The organism is Singulisphaera chitinilytica (assembly GCF_049331405.1).
GTDB lineage: Bacteria > Planctomycetota > Planctomycetia > Isosphaerales > Isosphaeraceae > PoT.
Genome location: NZ_CP186274.1, coordinates 7,635,598 through 7,650,352, shown reverse-complemented (window position 1 = coordinate 7,650,352; position 14,755 = coordinate 7,635,598). Strand labels below are relative to the sequence as shown.

At 62.4% G+C, this 14,755-nt stretch carries 8 protein-coding genes and 1 pseudogene; 5 read left to right on the top strand and 4 right to left on the bottom strand.

Annotation, left to right across the window (positions count from 1 at the left end):
- Positions 1-44: 44 nt before the first annotated feature.
- The 3 genes from ACOYYX_RS29865 (at position 45) to ACOYYX_RS29855 (ending at position 2,900) form a co-directional block, all read left to right on the top strand.
- Entirely contained in the window at positions 45-1,553 is a 1,509-nt protein-coding gene (locus ACOYYX_RS29865) for an aldehyde dehydrogenase family protein (protein WP_422926353.1), read from the top strand.
- 160 nt (positions 1,554-1,713) lie between these two features.
- Positions 1,714-1,941: a hypothetical protein gene (locus tag ACOYYX_RS29860; RefSeq protein WP_422926352.1), complete on the top strand. Its 228-nt coding sequence runs from the start codon at positions 1,714-1,716 to the stop codon at positions 1,939-1,941.
- A 95-nt stretch (positions 1,942-2,036) separates the two neighbouring features.
- Positions 2,037-2,900 (top strand): hypothetical protein, encoded by an 864-nt coding sequence (locus ACOYYX_RS29855; RefSeq protein WP_422926351.1) that lies wholly within the window; start codon positions 2,037-2,039, stop codon positions 2,898-2,900.
- A gap of 55 nt (positions 2,901-2,955) precedes the next feature.
- Here ACOYYX_RS29855 and ACOYYX_RS29850 read toward each other — a convergent pair whose 3' ends face one another.
- Complete coding sequence (locus ACOYYX_RS29850; RefSeq protein ID WP_422926350.1) at positions 2,956-4,134, bottom strand: hypothetical protein; 1,179 nt, start codon at positions 4,132-4,134, stop codon at positions 2,956-2,958.
- A gap of 295 nt (positions 4,135-4,429) precedes the next feature.
- Between ACOYYX_RS29850 and ACOYYX_RS29845 the strand changes: the two are divergent.
- Positions 4,430-5,086, top strand: a pseudogene (locus ACOYYX_RS29845) (methyltransferase family protein).
- A 434-nt stretch (positions 5,087-5,520) separates the two neighbouring features.
- A complete protein-coding gene (gene htpG, locus ACOYYX_RS29840) occupies positions 5,521-7,404 on the top strand; it encodes a molecular chaperone HtpG (protein WP_422926349.1) in 1,884 nt (627 codons plus the stop codon).
- A 98-nt stretch (positions 7,405-7,502) separates the two neighbouring features.
- Here the strand turns inward: htpG and ACOYYX_RS29835 are convergent, their stop codons facing one another.
- The 3 genes from ACOYYX_RS29835 to ACOYYX_RS29825 form a co-directional block, all read right to left on the bottom strand.
- Positions 7,503-8,624 carry a hypothetical protein gene (locus tag ACOYYX_RS29835; RefSeq protein ID WP_422926348.1) on the bottom strand — a complete coding sequence of 374 codons (1,122 nt, stop codon included), beginning with the start codon at positions 8,622-8,624 and terminating at the stop codon, positions 7,503-7,505.
- Positions 8,621-9,574 carry a hypothetical protein gene (locus ACOYYX_RS29830; protein WP_422926347.1) on the bottom strand — a complete coding sequence of 318 codons (954 nt, stop codon included), beginning with the start codon at positions 9,572-9,574 and terminating at the stop codon, positions 8,621-8,623. The genes ACOYYX_RS29835 and ACOYYX_RS29830 overlap by 4 nt, the downstream gene beginning before the upstream one ends.
- Positions 9,575-9,749: 175 nt before the next feature.
- Positions 9,750-14,591, bottom strand: coding sequence for a DUF3320 domain-containing protein (locus ACOYYX_RS29825; RefSeq protein ID WP_422926346.1), 4,842 nt, complete (start codon positions 14,589-14,591; stop codon positions 9,750-9,752).
- Between the last annotated feature and the right edge of the window lie 164 nt (positions 14,592-14,755).

Genomic DNA, 14,755 nt, shown 5'->3' with positions numbered 1-14,755 from the left:
CCGACCTGGATCTCGCCTCGACGACCATAGACAGGGATCGCAACTTGGAAGCCGATGCGGATCAACAACACGGGCCAGGGACCCTGGATGTCTTCCACCCCGCCACTGGCCAGGTCGTCGGACAGGTCTCGACGACCAGCCCGGACGACGTGCATGAGGCCGTTGAACGCTCGAAGAGAGCCCAGGTCGAATGGAGCCGCAAGAGCTGGCCCGAACGCAAAGCCGTTCTGCGAAACCTCTGGGCGATCCTCTCGAGCGATGCCGACGGCTGGGCCGACCTCATCCGCGACGAAATTGGCAAGCCTCGGAGCGAGACCCTGGGCGAAGTGATGATGGGCCTCGACGGCATCCGATGGACCGTCAAGAAGGGCCATATCGCCCTGAGGGAAGAATGGTTCGGAGCCGGTTGGCAGCGGGCCTTGTTGATCTCCGGCGGAAGGCTGGGCCACCGACCGCTCGGCGTCATCGGCATCATCGGGACCTGGAATTATCCGTTCTTCTTGAACGCCCCGGCGATCGCTCAGGCCCTGGCGGCTGGAAACGGGGTCGTCTGGAAGCCCTCGGAATTGGCCCTCAGGTGCGGCCAACGCCTCCAGGCCGCCATGGATCGTGCCGGCTTCCCCGAAGGGCTCGTGTCGGCCGTATATGGCGGCGCCGAGGTCGGCAAAGCCCTGACCGACGCCAATATCCAAAAGGGCGTCTTCACCGGTGGCCTGGAGAGCGGTCGACACGTCTTGCAGACCCTCGCGGGCCGGGGGATCCCGGCCATCGCGGAACTCTCCGGCTTCGACCCGGCCATTGTTCTGGATGACGCCCCGCTCGAATCGACGGCTCGCGCCCTGGCCTGGGGAGCCTTCGTCGGGACAGGGCAGACGTGCGTCGCGGTGAAGCGGATTTACGTCGTCGGCGACCCCGCCCCCTGGGTCGAGAAGGTCGCCGGTATCGCTCGTTCGCTGAGGGTCGGCAACCCGAGCATCGACGTGGTCGACCTCGGCCCGATGATCTCCAGAATGGCCAGGGATCGTTTCCACCAGAGGATCGGGCGAGCCATCGAAGTCGGTGCGACCCTCGTTTGCGGCGGCGAATCCCTGCCGGGTGAAGGCTCGTTCTACGCCCCGACCGTGCTGACATCGACCATTGATGGCGTTGAACCCATACTCGAAGGCGTGTTCGGTCCCGTCGTCCTGATCCGCGGCATGCCGGACGTGAATTCCGCCATCCATGCGGCCAATGCCAGTGCCTTCGGATTGGCAGCCAGCGTATGGGGGAAGAACTGGCGACGGCTCCGGGGTGTGGCACAACACCTCGAGGCTGGCCAGGTTACATTCAACGATGTGGTGACCCCCTCCGGCAACGCCTCCGCGCCTTTCGGCGGGACAAAAGCCAGCGGCTTCGGTCGGATCCACGGCATCGCCGGCCTCCGAGAATTCACGACCCCGCAGGCGATCCTCGGACGAAGGGCGGGCGGGTTCCGCCCCCAGGTCTTTCCTTACCGTCCTGGCGTGGAAAAACTCCTGACATGGTATCGGCGATTCTTCCATCCAAGTGCCTGAAGCGTGCATAGCGCTAGCCCAACCGCCCCGATTGGACTAAAATGAGTCGTCTCGATCGCTCGAGGTGGCTCGTTCAATCGAGGGCGAGTTTTCCTCGACTCCAGAGACAGTCTCCTTTCGAGTGGGCATCCTTCAGGAACTCCGACGGAGGGAACCTCGCATGGCCAAGCTGCGATTGCTCAAAACCGGCTATGGGGATTTGTGCCTCGCCGAGTGGGATAAGAATCGTCCCGAGACGGTGACCGAGGCCGCCACGGCCTTCGAAGAGAACTTCACGGCGGGTCGGCTTGCATTTCGCCTCGACGGACCCGGCCAGACCAGGCCCATTCGGGCCTTCGACGCCACGGCACCCGAAATCCTGATCGTCCCCGCCATCCAGGGAGGCTGAGGGGCGATCGCGCTCGGGTTCGTCATTCATCGATGATCCAAGACATCTCTGCAAACCGAGATTGTCGCGATCGCTCCACGCGTTAGTCATCACCCATGATTCGCACCGGCTATCTCCGTTGGGAAATTGACGTCTCCGACCAGCGGAGCGAAGTCGATCCCCGCGCCAGGGAAGTGATCTTCCACGCGAGGCCGTCGAACCGGCGCGTCCGCGTCAAAAGCCAGGGGCAGACGGAGGCCGCCGAGCGTTTCACCCAGGGCGACGCCACTTACGACGACGTCCTGAGGGCCCTGAAGCGAGAGGGAGATGAGACGGAATTCGTCATCCCCGACGTCGGCCCGCGACCGTTCCGCTACTCCGAGAGCGACCGCGCGGAGACCCCTCGTTTCTGGATGGCCAAGCTCCAGCGCGAGGCCAACGCCTTCTCGCACGAGGTCGTCCGGATCGCCGGCGGATTCCCGCAGATGGTGATCTCCAGCCCGGCGCTTCGGGCCGGTTACGCCAAGCTCGTCGAGTGGGAGATCTTCCGGGTCATCGAGGGCAAGAGCCAGCCTCAGCCTACCTCCGAGACTGAGCCGATGAAGCTCGACGCCGCCGCCTATCAGACCGGCGTCCCCGAGCTCGTCGCGGCCGAACTCGTGCGAGACGTCGTCGAGCCCAAGGAGTTCGACGAGTTCTGCCGGTTCGATTGTGTCACCGTCAAGAACGGCGAGAAATACTATCGCATCCCTCGACGACCACACGGACTCATCGAGGTCTGGGACGCCAGGACGCATCGCCCGGAAGTTCGCCTCTGCGTCGTCTTCCAGGATCCAGGGATGCCCCCCTCGGACGAGGTCGTCATGAAATACCTGCTGGCGAAGCATCAACCGGACATGCTCTGGCAGGTCGGCATCAAATTCAGCCCCCCCTCGGGCCGTTTCGAGTCCGAACCCCCGCGCCGTTGGAACCGCAACTGAGGCCCGCGTCGCCGTAAGGATGATGGGGCCTCCGCAAGCCTCTGCATCGGGGATCTCAATGCATTCGCGGCCCGAACCGCGGTCCCATCGGCCGACCGAATTGAGGCGGTGATGGAGGCGGCATCGGCGGGGTATTGAACATCGGCTGGGGACCGGGCCCGGCCATGATCGGAGTGGGCGGCATGGGTCCCGACGGCCCATGCATGGTCCACTGTCTCTGGCCGCCGAACATGGGTCCGAAATGGGGCTGTGGCGACGAGCCGGACGGTGCACCCAACTCGGTCTCGAGGCTACCAAGTTCGTCTAGCGGCGTTTGGATGAAACTCAGGAGCGGTGGCATCGCGCCCGGGATCAAGCTGATTCGCCTCAACTGGGCGACGAGTTCGTTGACGGCCGCTTCTTGCTTGGGTTTGTACTTCTGGCTCAAGGAATCGCTCGACGACTTCCGAACTTTCTTGTCCTTCAGGCCCCTCAGCAGGTCGATCTGCTCGCGAAGGATCGCGGCGACCTTCGGCCCGGCCTCGTGCGCGGTGCCGGGATCGTGAACCGTTTGCAAGGTCGTGGCCATTCGGTTGGTCTGGTCCACGTACTTTTCGAGGGTCCGCTCCATATCCGAGTAACTGAGGATCCCGAAGAGGCTCCCGATCCCGAACGTGAAGCCTTTCTTCATCGCGAAGCCGACCAGGGTCACCAGAACCGAGGCGATGCCACCGATGGAGAGCCCCAGGCCCGACCTATTGTGGCTCCCCGACGCGGACGACTTGGCCTTTCCCTTACTGAAAAATCCGGTTGAAGAGCGTTTCTTCCGTCTCGGGATTGGAGAAACGGGTTCGTCATAGCCCTGGTCATATGAGTCGTCATCATACGACGGTCTCTGGGTGGCAGGTTCATCGAGCCCATAAGGATCGACCACGACCGGACTGGATACACTGGCAGGGGTGGGAATTCGAGCCTCTTGCGGCGGTTCGTTGTAGGCGGCTTTGAATGAGCGTGGCTGCGGCTTCTCATAGGGAGACGGCGGATTGGCGGAGGTTGGCCTGGTCGTGGGAGGGGAGGGCGCGGGCTTGCTGAGCTTGTAGGGGTCTGGAGTCGGGGAACTGTAGGTCGGGGCGGCTTCGGCTTTGGGAATCCGGAACAACGAGCCGCAATCTTTGCATTTTCCCCGCTTGCCGCCGAGTTCCGTGGCGACCTCGAATTGCTTGCCGCACTGGGGGCAGAGGAAGACCAGCGACATGATCGGCCCCGTGGAGAATGAGAGCTCGAATGCTATGAAACCGCGCGACAGGATAGACGTCCAAGCTCATCAGCGAGCGAACCCCGGGATTTGCCTACGCATGATAACATACTGACGAAAAATGCAACACACAAACATCATCGTCTCCATCCAATGCTGGAGTTCAGTGTCGACGCAACGCGTCCTCGATCTTCGACAAGCCGCGATGCCGTCACAAGCCCTTGTGTAAATGACTTGTCGACTCGTGGACGGCTCGCGACTTGACTCCTTCGAGGGCTACAAACCCGAGGCATTGATGAGATTCAAATCTCTCCTGGGCTGCATCTCGGCCGAGACGACCTTCGTTTTCCTGGGAATCTCTATCCTTGCCTCGGGCGGATTCGCGGCGTTCTTTGTACACCTGGCGCGAATCTCGATCGCCATAGTCACCTGCCTCTTTATGGGCGTCTCACAGCTGATGCCGGGCAATCTGAACCCTGGAAAGGAGGAAGATCGCGGCAACCGATGGGTCCTATCCGCCTTCGGGGTACTTGGCGTGTTGCTCGCCTTCCTCCCCCCTTTTTCGAGCGCAAAGGTTTCTGGATTCTCGATGGGGATGCGATGAGCTGAGCCGGCGTTGCCCTGTTCGCGATCGGTGGGATCGTTCGGATCTGGCCCGTCTTCGCCCTTGATCGGCGATTCACCGGACTGGTCGCCATCCAGGAAGGGCATACCCTGGTCACGGACCATCTACCGTTGGATTCCCAATCCGAGTTACCTGGGGTTCCTCATCAATTCGTTGGGGTGGGCATTCGCGTTTCGCTCGGGGGGCGGCCTCATTATCGTCGGTTTGCTGCTGATACCCCTCGTCGCACGAATTCGCTCGGAGTAAGCCCTATCGCTGAAGCATTTCGGAGAGGAATATGCGGCGTACTGTCGCCAAACCTGCCGCCTTAAGCCCGGGATTTATTGACCGCGTCTCGCCCTCAAAATCCGCTCACCAACTCTTTTGTTGATCTCGTTTATTGAAATAAATATTGTCCCGTCGAAATCTTACGAGCAAACTTCCTGCAACTCTGACTGAACTCGTTGCTATCGGACATATCTGGACGATCGGATAACTTTAAGAAGAGAAGACTGCCATTTTGTCAGTCATCCCGATTTAATTCGACTGCGATTCTGCCAAATCCTTCCACAACCCGAGACAAGACATACCATAAAACCAACCTACTAAGGAACTTAGTTCAAATCTCCTGCGTTGGCGCGGCGGTTGCACGATTGCCAGAGGCTATGGAAGGCCCAATGAAGGGACTTCGGTATCGTTGCATGATCGCTTATTCCCTGTGTCGCCGATCATCGAGCCAAGGCCTCTGATTGCGGACGACTCAGAACTCACGAGGTATGCCGATGTCTGCCGCTGCCGACACGCAAGAATACTCGTTTCAAGCCGAAATTAAGCAGCTCCTACACCTGCTCGCGCACTCGCTCTACCAGAGCAAGGAAATCGCGATCAGAGAGCTGATCTCGAACGCATCCGATGCGCTCGACAAGATGCGATTCGTGTCGCTGACCGAGGAAGCCCATCGGGACGATAAGCCCCTCGAGATCGAGATCAAGGGGGACAAGGATGCCAAGGAACTCATCATCCGCGACAACGGCATCGGGATGACTCACGAGGAGTTGATCAGCAACCTCGGCACGATCGCCCACAGCGGCTCGCTCGAGTTCCTCAAGAATCTGGCCACGCGAGAGAAGAAGGGCGATGTCTCTTTGATCGGACAGTTCGGCGTCGGCTTCTATTCGGCGTTCATGCTGTCCGACCGCGTCCGGGTCCGGACCAGGAGCTACCAGAGCAACGAAGGCTGGGAGTGGGAGTCGGACGGCTCCGGAACGTATCGGGTCACGCCCGCCGAGGGGTTAGAGCGTGGGACCCAGATCATCCTGCACCTCAAGGATGACGTCCTCGACATGGCCGAGGACTGGCGGCTCAAGGACATCATCCGCAAGTACTCGAGCTTCGTCCCGCACCCGATCCGGGTCGACGGCGAGGTCGTCAACGCCCAGAAGCCGATCTGGGTCGAGCCCAAGAGCCAGGTGACCGAGGAACAGTACCGCCAGTTCTACCAGCACCTGACGCACCACTCCAACGAGTCGCCGCTCTGGCACCTGCACATGGCAGGGGACTCGCCGATCCAGTTCCGGACGATCCTCTACTGCCCGCCCACCAACTACGAACTGATGGGCATGGGCAAGACCGAGCACGGCATCAGCCTTTGCGCCAAGCGTATCCTCGTGCAGAGCGACTGCCGGGACCTCCTGCCGGATTACCTTCGTTTCCTCTACGGCGTCGTCGACTCGGAGGACCTGCCCCTGAACGTCTCTCGCGAGACGCTCCAGGACAACTCGGTCATCCGTCGCATCAAGAACGTGCTCGTCAAGGGCGTCCTCGATAAGCTCCAGAAGCTCGGCGAGGACAACCCCGAAGAGTACATGACCTTCTACAAGCAGTTCGGCCAGATCATTAAGGAAGGGGTCCCAACCGACTTCCCCAACCGCGAGCGTGTCGCGAAGCTCCTCCGCTTCACGTCCTCGCAGGCGGATGAGTCCAGCCCGACCTCGCTCGACGACTACCTCAAGCGGGCGCTCCCCGACCAGAAAGAGATCTACTACCTGGGCGGCCCGGACCTCGCGGCGATCAAGAAGAGCCCGAACCTCGAGATCTTCCGGCGACGGGGAATCGAGGTCCTCTTCCTGTCCGACCCGATCGACGAGTTCGTGGTCTCGAACCTCGACCGCTACGCCGACAAGCCGCTCAAGTCGATCGATTCCGCCGACCTCGAATTGCCCGGGACCGACGCCCCCGAGCCCGAGAAGCCGGCCGAGGAACCCGCTTCCTCGATCGCGCGTGTCCTCGACCTCTTCAAGACCGCGCTCGGCGAGAGGGTCAAGGAAGTCCGAGAATCGAAGCGTCTGACGGAGAGCCCTTGCTGCCTCGTTAACACCGAGGGGGCCCTCAGCTCGCAGATGCAACGGCTCCTCAAGATGGCGAATCAGGAATTCCCCAGCAGCGGCAAAATCCTCGAGATCAACCCCTCGGCCCCCCTGATCCGCCGCCTTTCTCTCCTCAGCGCCAACGCAGACAACGACGCGTTCATCAAAATGTGTGCCCTCCAGCTCTGGTCGAACGCCATGCTCCTCGAGGGCTCACTCCCCGAGCCCGAAGAGCTCGTGGCGCGGAACCAGACTTTTATGGAAGAGGCCGCCGAGAAGCGATCGTCGATCGTGCTCTGAGCGAGGAGAGCAGATCTTGGTCATCCGACAACGAGACGAGCACCCGGACATCGGTTCCGGGTGCTCGTCTCGCTATTGGCACACATTGAATTCGTCCATCAATGCGGCTCGACGGAAGCCCCCGAGGTCGAGTTGGAAGAGGCCGAGGCCTTTTCCTCGACGGGCTGCTCGGGTGCCTCGACCTGTGGCGGGAATCCCCCTCGTCGAGCGGCCACGACTTTCCAGGACGTGTCGATCCCTTCGAGCCGGAACCTCACGAGCCTGATGTGCAATTCCGTCCTGGGATCGCCCGAGGACGCGAGGCTGTCGGTGACCTGGGCGACGACGTCGGCTCGTTCCATCAGGTATGGGCCGTCCGACTTGAGGGTCGGGAAGGGGCGTTTCAGGAGTGCGTCCCACATCTCGCGGTTCTTGCCATAGTTCAGGGCGAGGTCCAATTCCGTGGCCGGGAGCGGGGGCTTGGAATCTTTCACCAACTGCTGATATGTCGGCAAGAGCTTCTTGGGGGCGAGAGCACCTTCGGCGAGCTTGGTGAATGTCTTGCTCAATTGCTCCGCGGCGTTGAACAGGTCTTCAGGGTCGCCGCTCTCGATCTTCTTGGCAATCGCTTCGCCCTCGCCTTTCTCCTTGGCTTCCTGCAGGACGTCGAGCGTCTCCGCCGCGGCCCCGAGAGCGTTCAAGGGCTTGAACCGGCCGATCGAGGGGTCGTACTCGAACTTCGCGGCGATCCGCTGGTGCAGATCCGCGATCGGACGGAATGAACCCTTCAAACGCTGGTCGCGCTCGCGAAGGTGCTTGATCTCGTGGACAGACCTAATCGCGGGCGGCTCGGGCACGACCGAGGTCCTGTTCAGGCTCTCCGCATTGCCCTCGATGGCCGCGTGGAGGAAATCCGAGGCGACGACCTCGATCGGATCGGGAGGAACCGGCCGCCACCAACGCAAGATGGTCGGCCAGGCGACGACCCCAACCACGCCGATCGCCGCCAGCAGGCTCATGACGAGCAGGGCGGGAATCCATGAGCGTCTCCGAGCCTTCCCACCGGCCTTCGTCGCCGGGACGAAGACGGTGCCCGCCTCCCCGGGCGACGTGTTGGCAACCACGCTGGAAGGGACCCGTTGCTTCGCGCCACACTTCGGGCAGTCGACGAAGTGTCCCAGGTTATCCTCGCTCGTCAGGAAGACCGCGCGGCAGGAGGGACAGTTCAAGCGGATGCTCATGACTTCTCTCTTGAATGGGTCGTCGAGGCCGAGTTGAGGGGGACCTCTTGGGATCGGCAGGCGGGGCAGACGTCGTTTTTGTTCGAGTTGACGCGGCCGCATCGGATGCAACGGCCGGCGGCTTTGCGGAGTTTCGCGAGGAGTTCGGCGAGGGCCGTCGCTTCGTTCGTGTCGGGGAAAGTCTCGGTGGCGCGCGTCGTCAAGTCGAGGAGTTCGATCACGGGCGTCGACTCTCGGACCTTGCGCTGGAGGTGGCCGATAACCCAACGCGTGAGCTGGCGATCGAGGTCGTGCAGGGCATCGCCTCGGAGGTGGAGGGTGAGGGTATCGCGGGTGTCGAGCACGGCCACGGCATCGTCGCGACGCCGAGCTTGCTCGAGCTGGGCCTGGAGTTGATCGACCACGGCCCAGCGGGCCTCGGCGATCTCCCGCTCGATGAGATTAGCGTCGGGCGACTCGGGGAAGTCACGAGCGAATTGCCCGGCGAGCCGCACCGCGTGCTCCCAGCGCCCCTCCGTGGTGGCCCGGCGAATCTGCTCCAGGGCCTTGGTGGACGACTCGCGTTGCGACGTTCCCGATCGCTCCAGGGCGTTGGCGATCCGTCCCAACGCCGGCACGACCTGGAGCTCGATGAGGTCCGCGGTCCGCCAACCGGCCTCGGCGGCGTCGACCATCAGGCCGATGGCCTCGGCCCCGGCCTTCAGGAGTCGGGTGAGGATCCAGGAGCCGAGTCCGAAACCGCCGAGCGTGAACAGCGCCACGATTCCCATCACTCGGCGTTCGCCCCAGGTGAATTGCGTGTCCGTCAGCAGGGGCCTCACCTGGTCGAGGAAGAGCGTAAGGCCGATCCCAAAGACGCCGAAACGCACGACTGGGGCCAGGCGCAACAACGCCTCGCCGGACGACCGAAGTGCCGCGTAGCGTGCTGCCGTCCGCCCTCGATCGAGCATGGGTTATCGACTTCTCATGAGTCTCGATGCCGGGTCAAAGCCGCCGCCTCGATGATGAACGTTCGGCACTTCCGCGGCAAGGGACCTGGAGTATTTCCCAGATGAATCGGGGCTTGCAGACGTGTGATTGTTGGCATTTTGTTGACTTCGTTCGCCTCGCCGGAGAGGAGGCGACTCATCCCTCGCTCGGATTGAGGGGATCCGAAGTCGGTGCGATCGAATCAACCTGATCCGTCAAATCCTCGGCGATTGCGGCGTCTGCGAGGAAGATTTGATTCCCAGTCCTGGTCAAGCGCCCGCTCTCGATCAGGGAATCGACGACGGCTTCGACACTCTCGCGGATCTCCTCGCTGGTCCTCGAGAAGCCCAGTAACCTCGCCACACTCGTCGGGAGAGCCTCGGCCTCGATCCCGAGCGAATCGTAGACGACTTTCTCGATGCCGAGTGCCAGTTCCTCGGGCGCGATCCATTCGATCTTCCTGGCGTTCGAGGGTAATTCGCCGCGGTCGCGGAGTATCGAAACGTCCATGTCAGAGGGCCAGAGGAAGTCGCCTGAGTGTCGGACCTTCCCACATTCCTCGGCATGCTCTCGCGCCGAGTCCAGCAACGCGTGCACCCTCGGCCCGAGCCGTTTCGCCCCAGATCCTTCCGCAATCCTGCGGAAGACCTCTTCGATATGAACCGGCCCCTCCGTCCTGACGACTTGCTCGATCAACGCGGCCAGTTCATCCAGACTCATCGATTCGAGCGGGCGTTGGATCGCCGCTCCAAATGTAGTCATCTCATAGAAAGGGAGGGCTGTGGTCTTTCGGGTTCCTTCATCGGTGACGACCCGGTCGATCACACTGGTTTGCGGATTCTCCTCGCTAGCCTGTGTTTCAGGTCCGGACACATCTTCAATCGGATCGGTCACGGCGACAGGCTCAGGTTGAGCGGACTTTGTCCTATCAACACGGGCCTCTTCGATCAGGGAGACGATACGCTTGACCTCGCCCGTCGGATTCCGGACCCAGTCCGTACTCCAGATTCGCGCCAGGTGCCAGCCGAGCGACTCGAGGACCTGGGCACGAAGCCGATCGCGGTCGCGGGCTGAGGTTGCCTCTTGATAGGGGAGGCCGTCCGTTTCGAGTGCGAGGAGATACTGGCTCGGAGCGTCGGGGTTCACGACGGCGATTTCGAGTGAGGCATTGGTTGATCCGAGCGGCCCTCTGACCTCGATACCCTGCTTTGCCAGTTCGGAACGGACCACGGCGACGAACGAGTCGGCCGACGGATCCTCGTCAGTAGGGGCAATCGTCCCTGCAAGCCCCTCGGCGTAGGCGAGGAACGACTTGAACGTCCGCATCCCGAGCGATCGCGTCCGCTTCAGGTCGATGTCGTTCGACGTCAGATTCGTGAAGACCTCGCATCGGAAACGGGCACGGGTGATGAGCACGTTGAGCCGGCGCTCGCCCCCCTCATCGTTCAACGGGCCGAAGTTGAGGGCCAACTCTCCCTCGGCGGTCTGCCCATAGCCCACGCTGATGAAGATGACGTCGCGCTCGTCGCCCTGGACGTTCTCAAGGTTCTTGACGAAAAAAGGCTCGTTGATGTTGGTGCTGAAGAAGTCTTCGAGAGTGGAATCTTCCCTGCGACGCCTTTCGAGCCGATCGCGGATCGCCTCGGTCTGCGCCCTGCTGAACGACGCCACTCCCAGCGAGAGCCTGGACTCGGGTGGCCTCGTCAATTGCTTGCGGGCGTGGGCGAATACCGCCTCGACGATGGCGTCGGCTTCGGCGGGATTCGTCCGACTCTTGCCGCGGTCGTACTGCGATTGAGGGGTTCTGCGGAGCACGAGGCCCGATTCCCCTCGACTTGCGTCGGGGCTCGGGAAGACAAGTAGTCGATCCTCGTAGAATTCACGATTCGAGACGGCGATCAATGACTCATGACGGCTGCGGTAGTGCCAGCGCAGCATGCGCTGGGGAGCCCCCTGGGACGTGAAAAGGCCCAGGATGCTCTCGACGTCTCCCGAGGTCTCCTCGGCGGCATCGTCGTCCTCGTTCATCCGCGCGAAGAAATCAGTCGGCGGCAACTGCTTGCTGTCGCCGACGACCACGACCTGCCTGGCTCGGAGGATGGCCCCAAGGGCGTCGACCGGCTTGACCTGGCTGGCCTCGTCGAAGATCACGAGGTCGAAGGTGGTCTGACCGGGAGCCAGGTACGTCGCAACCGACAACGGGCTCATGAGGAAGACCGGCTTAATCGCCTTCACGGCGTTGCCCGCCTTGCCGAGCAGTTGGCGAATCGGCAAGTGCCTCGTCTTCTTCTCGAACTCCCGCCGCAGGATCGCGAGTTGGCCGCCCCCCGTGTGCTTGGGCAAGCGTTCCCAGTGCTTCTCAGCCAGCCTAGCCCGATTGTGCCGGAGGTAGAGGCGGTCGAGGTTCTGGAAGGCGCCGATGGCGTGGTCATGCCCCCGGCCGTCGAACCCCGCGAGAGCGGGACGCTCCTGGAAGGCTCGGCTCAGGAGTTGTTCATACCAGTGCAATCGGAAGAGTGCGACGAGATCTCGAATGGCTTCGGGCCAGGCTTCCGCGATCGCGACGACTTCCGCCAGGCCGTCATTCCGGCATCGCTCGGCGAGGTGATTGAATGCGACGAGCGCCGGCATCTCGTCGACGTGCCCCGACCAGAGTTGGAAGAGATCCCGCTGGACGGGCCAGGGCTGGTCCTCAACGCGGATCTCGCTCTGGAAGCGGGTCTTGCCGTCGAAGTTGAGGAACTCGACGAGACGCTGAACGGCATCCAGGTGGGACGAGAGGGCCCGCTTCAAGTTCTCGACGAGCGGGACGACCTGGGAAAAGTCGGGCTGCCTGGCGAGGAATTCCAGCAGGCCTGACGGGAGTCGTTTCGACCGCACATCGACATGGAGTTGGATGATCGCCTTCGCCTGCGGTGCCAGTGTCGCCCACTTCGAGCGTTCTCCCTGCCAGCGCGGGCCGAAGACCTGCGCCCCGAGGGGATGGAGCCGTTCGACCTCTGCACGGGACCGGGCGGCCGTATTCAACGCATCCAAGAGTTCGAGCTTGGCGTCGAATTGGGCAGGGGGACTCGACTTGCAGAGCGAGGCGACCTTGCGATTGGCCCTCCGGTATCGAGGCGAGAGCCAGGACCACCACTTCCGGCCGTAAGTGTTGAGATCGCTGCGCGTCTCCTGCAGATCGCCTTGCCAGGCGTCCGGGAGCAATGTGGCGTCATACTTCTCATGCAGTTCGGCGAGGGTGGAACCCGACTCGACGAGGCGTTCGATGTCCTCCCTGCGCGTGTACCACTCCTCGCGTCCCACCTCGGCGGCCTGTCGCTGGGCGATCTTGGAGATACGTCGGGCTCCACGCTCCAGGGCCTCGGCGTCGGCGCGACTGACAAGGGGCGGAAGTCCCATGCGACTGACGAGTCGATCCCCCGCATCCTGGAGAGCCGTCGTCGCCGAGAGGGTGGTCGCGACGAGTTCGCGCAGCTTCTCCACCTCGGCGGGGAGGAGCAGGGTCCGTCGGCTTCCCCAGAACGGATGCCGATGCGGCACGCCCACGAATTTGAGCCGAGCCTGCAATTCCTCGACGAGGCCGACACGCCTTCGCATGTCGATGCGCGACCATCCCACGAAGTTGGGGATGGCCAGGGTCGGCGCGTCGATCCAGGGTTGCTGGCGAAGCTGTAGTAGTTCGCCGAACGCCTGATAGGGGGAGACCTCGGTCTCGCCGATGGGGGCTTTCAAGGCCTGGCAATACGCATTCAGGCGTTGACGGGTCTCGCCCAGGATCTGGAAATCTTCGTCGATCCGTCCGAGCTTGGGACGCCCCAGTTCCAGGGTTCGCTTCAGGTCTTCGAGCAGGGCTTTCTTGCTCGTCTTGTGGCTGTGGAGTTCCAGGCAGATATCGCCCAGCCCGGCCTTATCGAGACGATGCTTCACCACCTCGAGCGCGGCGAGTTTCTCGGCGACGAACAGGACCGACTTGTTGCGGGCGAGGGCCTCGGCGATCAGGTTCGTGATCGTCTGCGACTTGCCCGTCCCCGGAGGCCCCTGGATGACCAGGTTCCTGCCGTTCAGGACATCGAGGATCGCCAGAGTCTGCGAGCCGTCGGCGTCGAGGACGAGATAGCTCGACTCGGGGGTCAGGTGGGAGTCAAGGTCATCTCGCTCGTCGACCGTCGGGGGCTCCTCTTTGAATCCGTCGGCGAGAAGGGACCTCAGGATCGGGTGCTGGCTGGGCTTAGCCCCCTCCGGCCAGGCCTCCTCGGCGATGTCGCGATACATCAGGAACTTGCCGAAAGAGAAGAAGCCGAGGACGACCCGACTGCGATCGACATTCCAGTCTTCCTGCCCCTCGATGGCCTGTTCTAGATGGTCGAAGAAGGTTTCAATCTGGAAGTCGTCGCCGTCCTGCCATTCTGGCATCTTGATCCCGAACTCGGTCCGAAGGCGCTCGCTCAGCGAGAGGTTGACGGCGAGTTCCTCGTCGGAGTGGCGGATCCGAAAGCGATCCCTCGCGTTGGATCGCTCGATCTCGACGGGGATGAGCAGGAGCGGGGCCTTGAGCTCCTTCTGGGGCGTGTCGGGATCGGCCCAGGTCAGCATGCCGAGCGTTAGATACAGGGTATTTACGCCGAGTTCTTCGATCGAAGTCCTCGCGGCATAGTAGATCGCGAGCAGGCGTGATTGGAGTTCCTCGGCCGTCAGGTTCGTCGCGAGTGAGGAGTCGTCTCGACTCCCGGTCGAGCGTGTGCGAGAAGAGGCCTCGATCGCTTTGGTGGGCTTGCCATTTGAGCCATTCGTCGGCGTTTCCGCCGCGGGGCGGAACGACATCCGTTTGTTTTCGCGGACCAGGAGACGCAGGAGTTGCTCGGGCGATTCCCCATCGACCAGGATACTTCGCGAGCGGGGAACGTAGTTCAAGAGCGGATTCCGCAGGCTGAGGTCGAGCAGGGCTCGACGGTCAGCCTCGAGTCGCGCGGCAACCCCACTGTCGGGAAGCGTCATGGTCTTTGCGCCATCTGGATTGAAACGGGTCGCATCGCCGGGCCGAGGCCCTCGGCGTGATCGGACCGCACCACTCGTCCGCGCCGCCCCACGTCCGATGAAACCGGCACTGAAGTGTCCGGCCGGGAGACGTTACCCGGACTCAGGATTTGCGGAAGGCGACT

Coding starts and splice junctions, on each gene's coding strand:
- ACOYYX_RS29860 (WP_422926352.1), top strand. CDS start 1,714: ATGGCCAAGCTGCGATTGCTCAAAACCGGCTATGGGGATTTGTGCCTC.
- ACOYYX_RS29855 (WP_422926351.1), top strand. CDS start 2,037: ATGATTCGCACCGGCTATCTCCGTTGGGAAATTGACGTCTCCGACCAG.
- ACOYYX_RS29850 (WP_422926350.1), bottom strand. CDS start 4,134: ATGTCGCTGGTCTTCCTCTGCCCCCAGTGCGGCAAGCAATTCGAGGTC.
- htpG (WP_422926349.1), top strand. CDS start 5,521: ATGTCTGCCGCTGCCGACACGCAAGAATACTCGTTTCAAGCCGAAATT.
- ACOYYX_RS29835 (WP_422926348.1), bottom strand. CDS start 8,624: ATGAGCATCCGCTTGAACTGTCCCTCCTGCCGCGCGGTCTTCCTGACG.
- ACOYYX_RS29830 (WP_422926347.1), bottom strand. CDS start 9,574: ATGCTCGATCGAGGGCGGACGGCAGCACGCTACGCGGCACTTCGGTCG.
- ACOYYX_RS29825 (WP_422926346.1), bottom strand. CDS start 14,591: ATGACGCTTCCCGACAGTGGGGTTGCCGCGCGACTCGAGGCTGACCGT.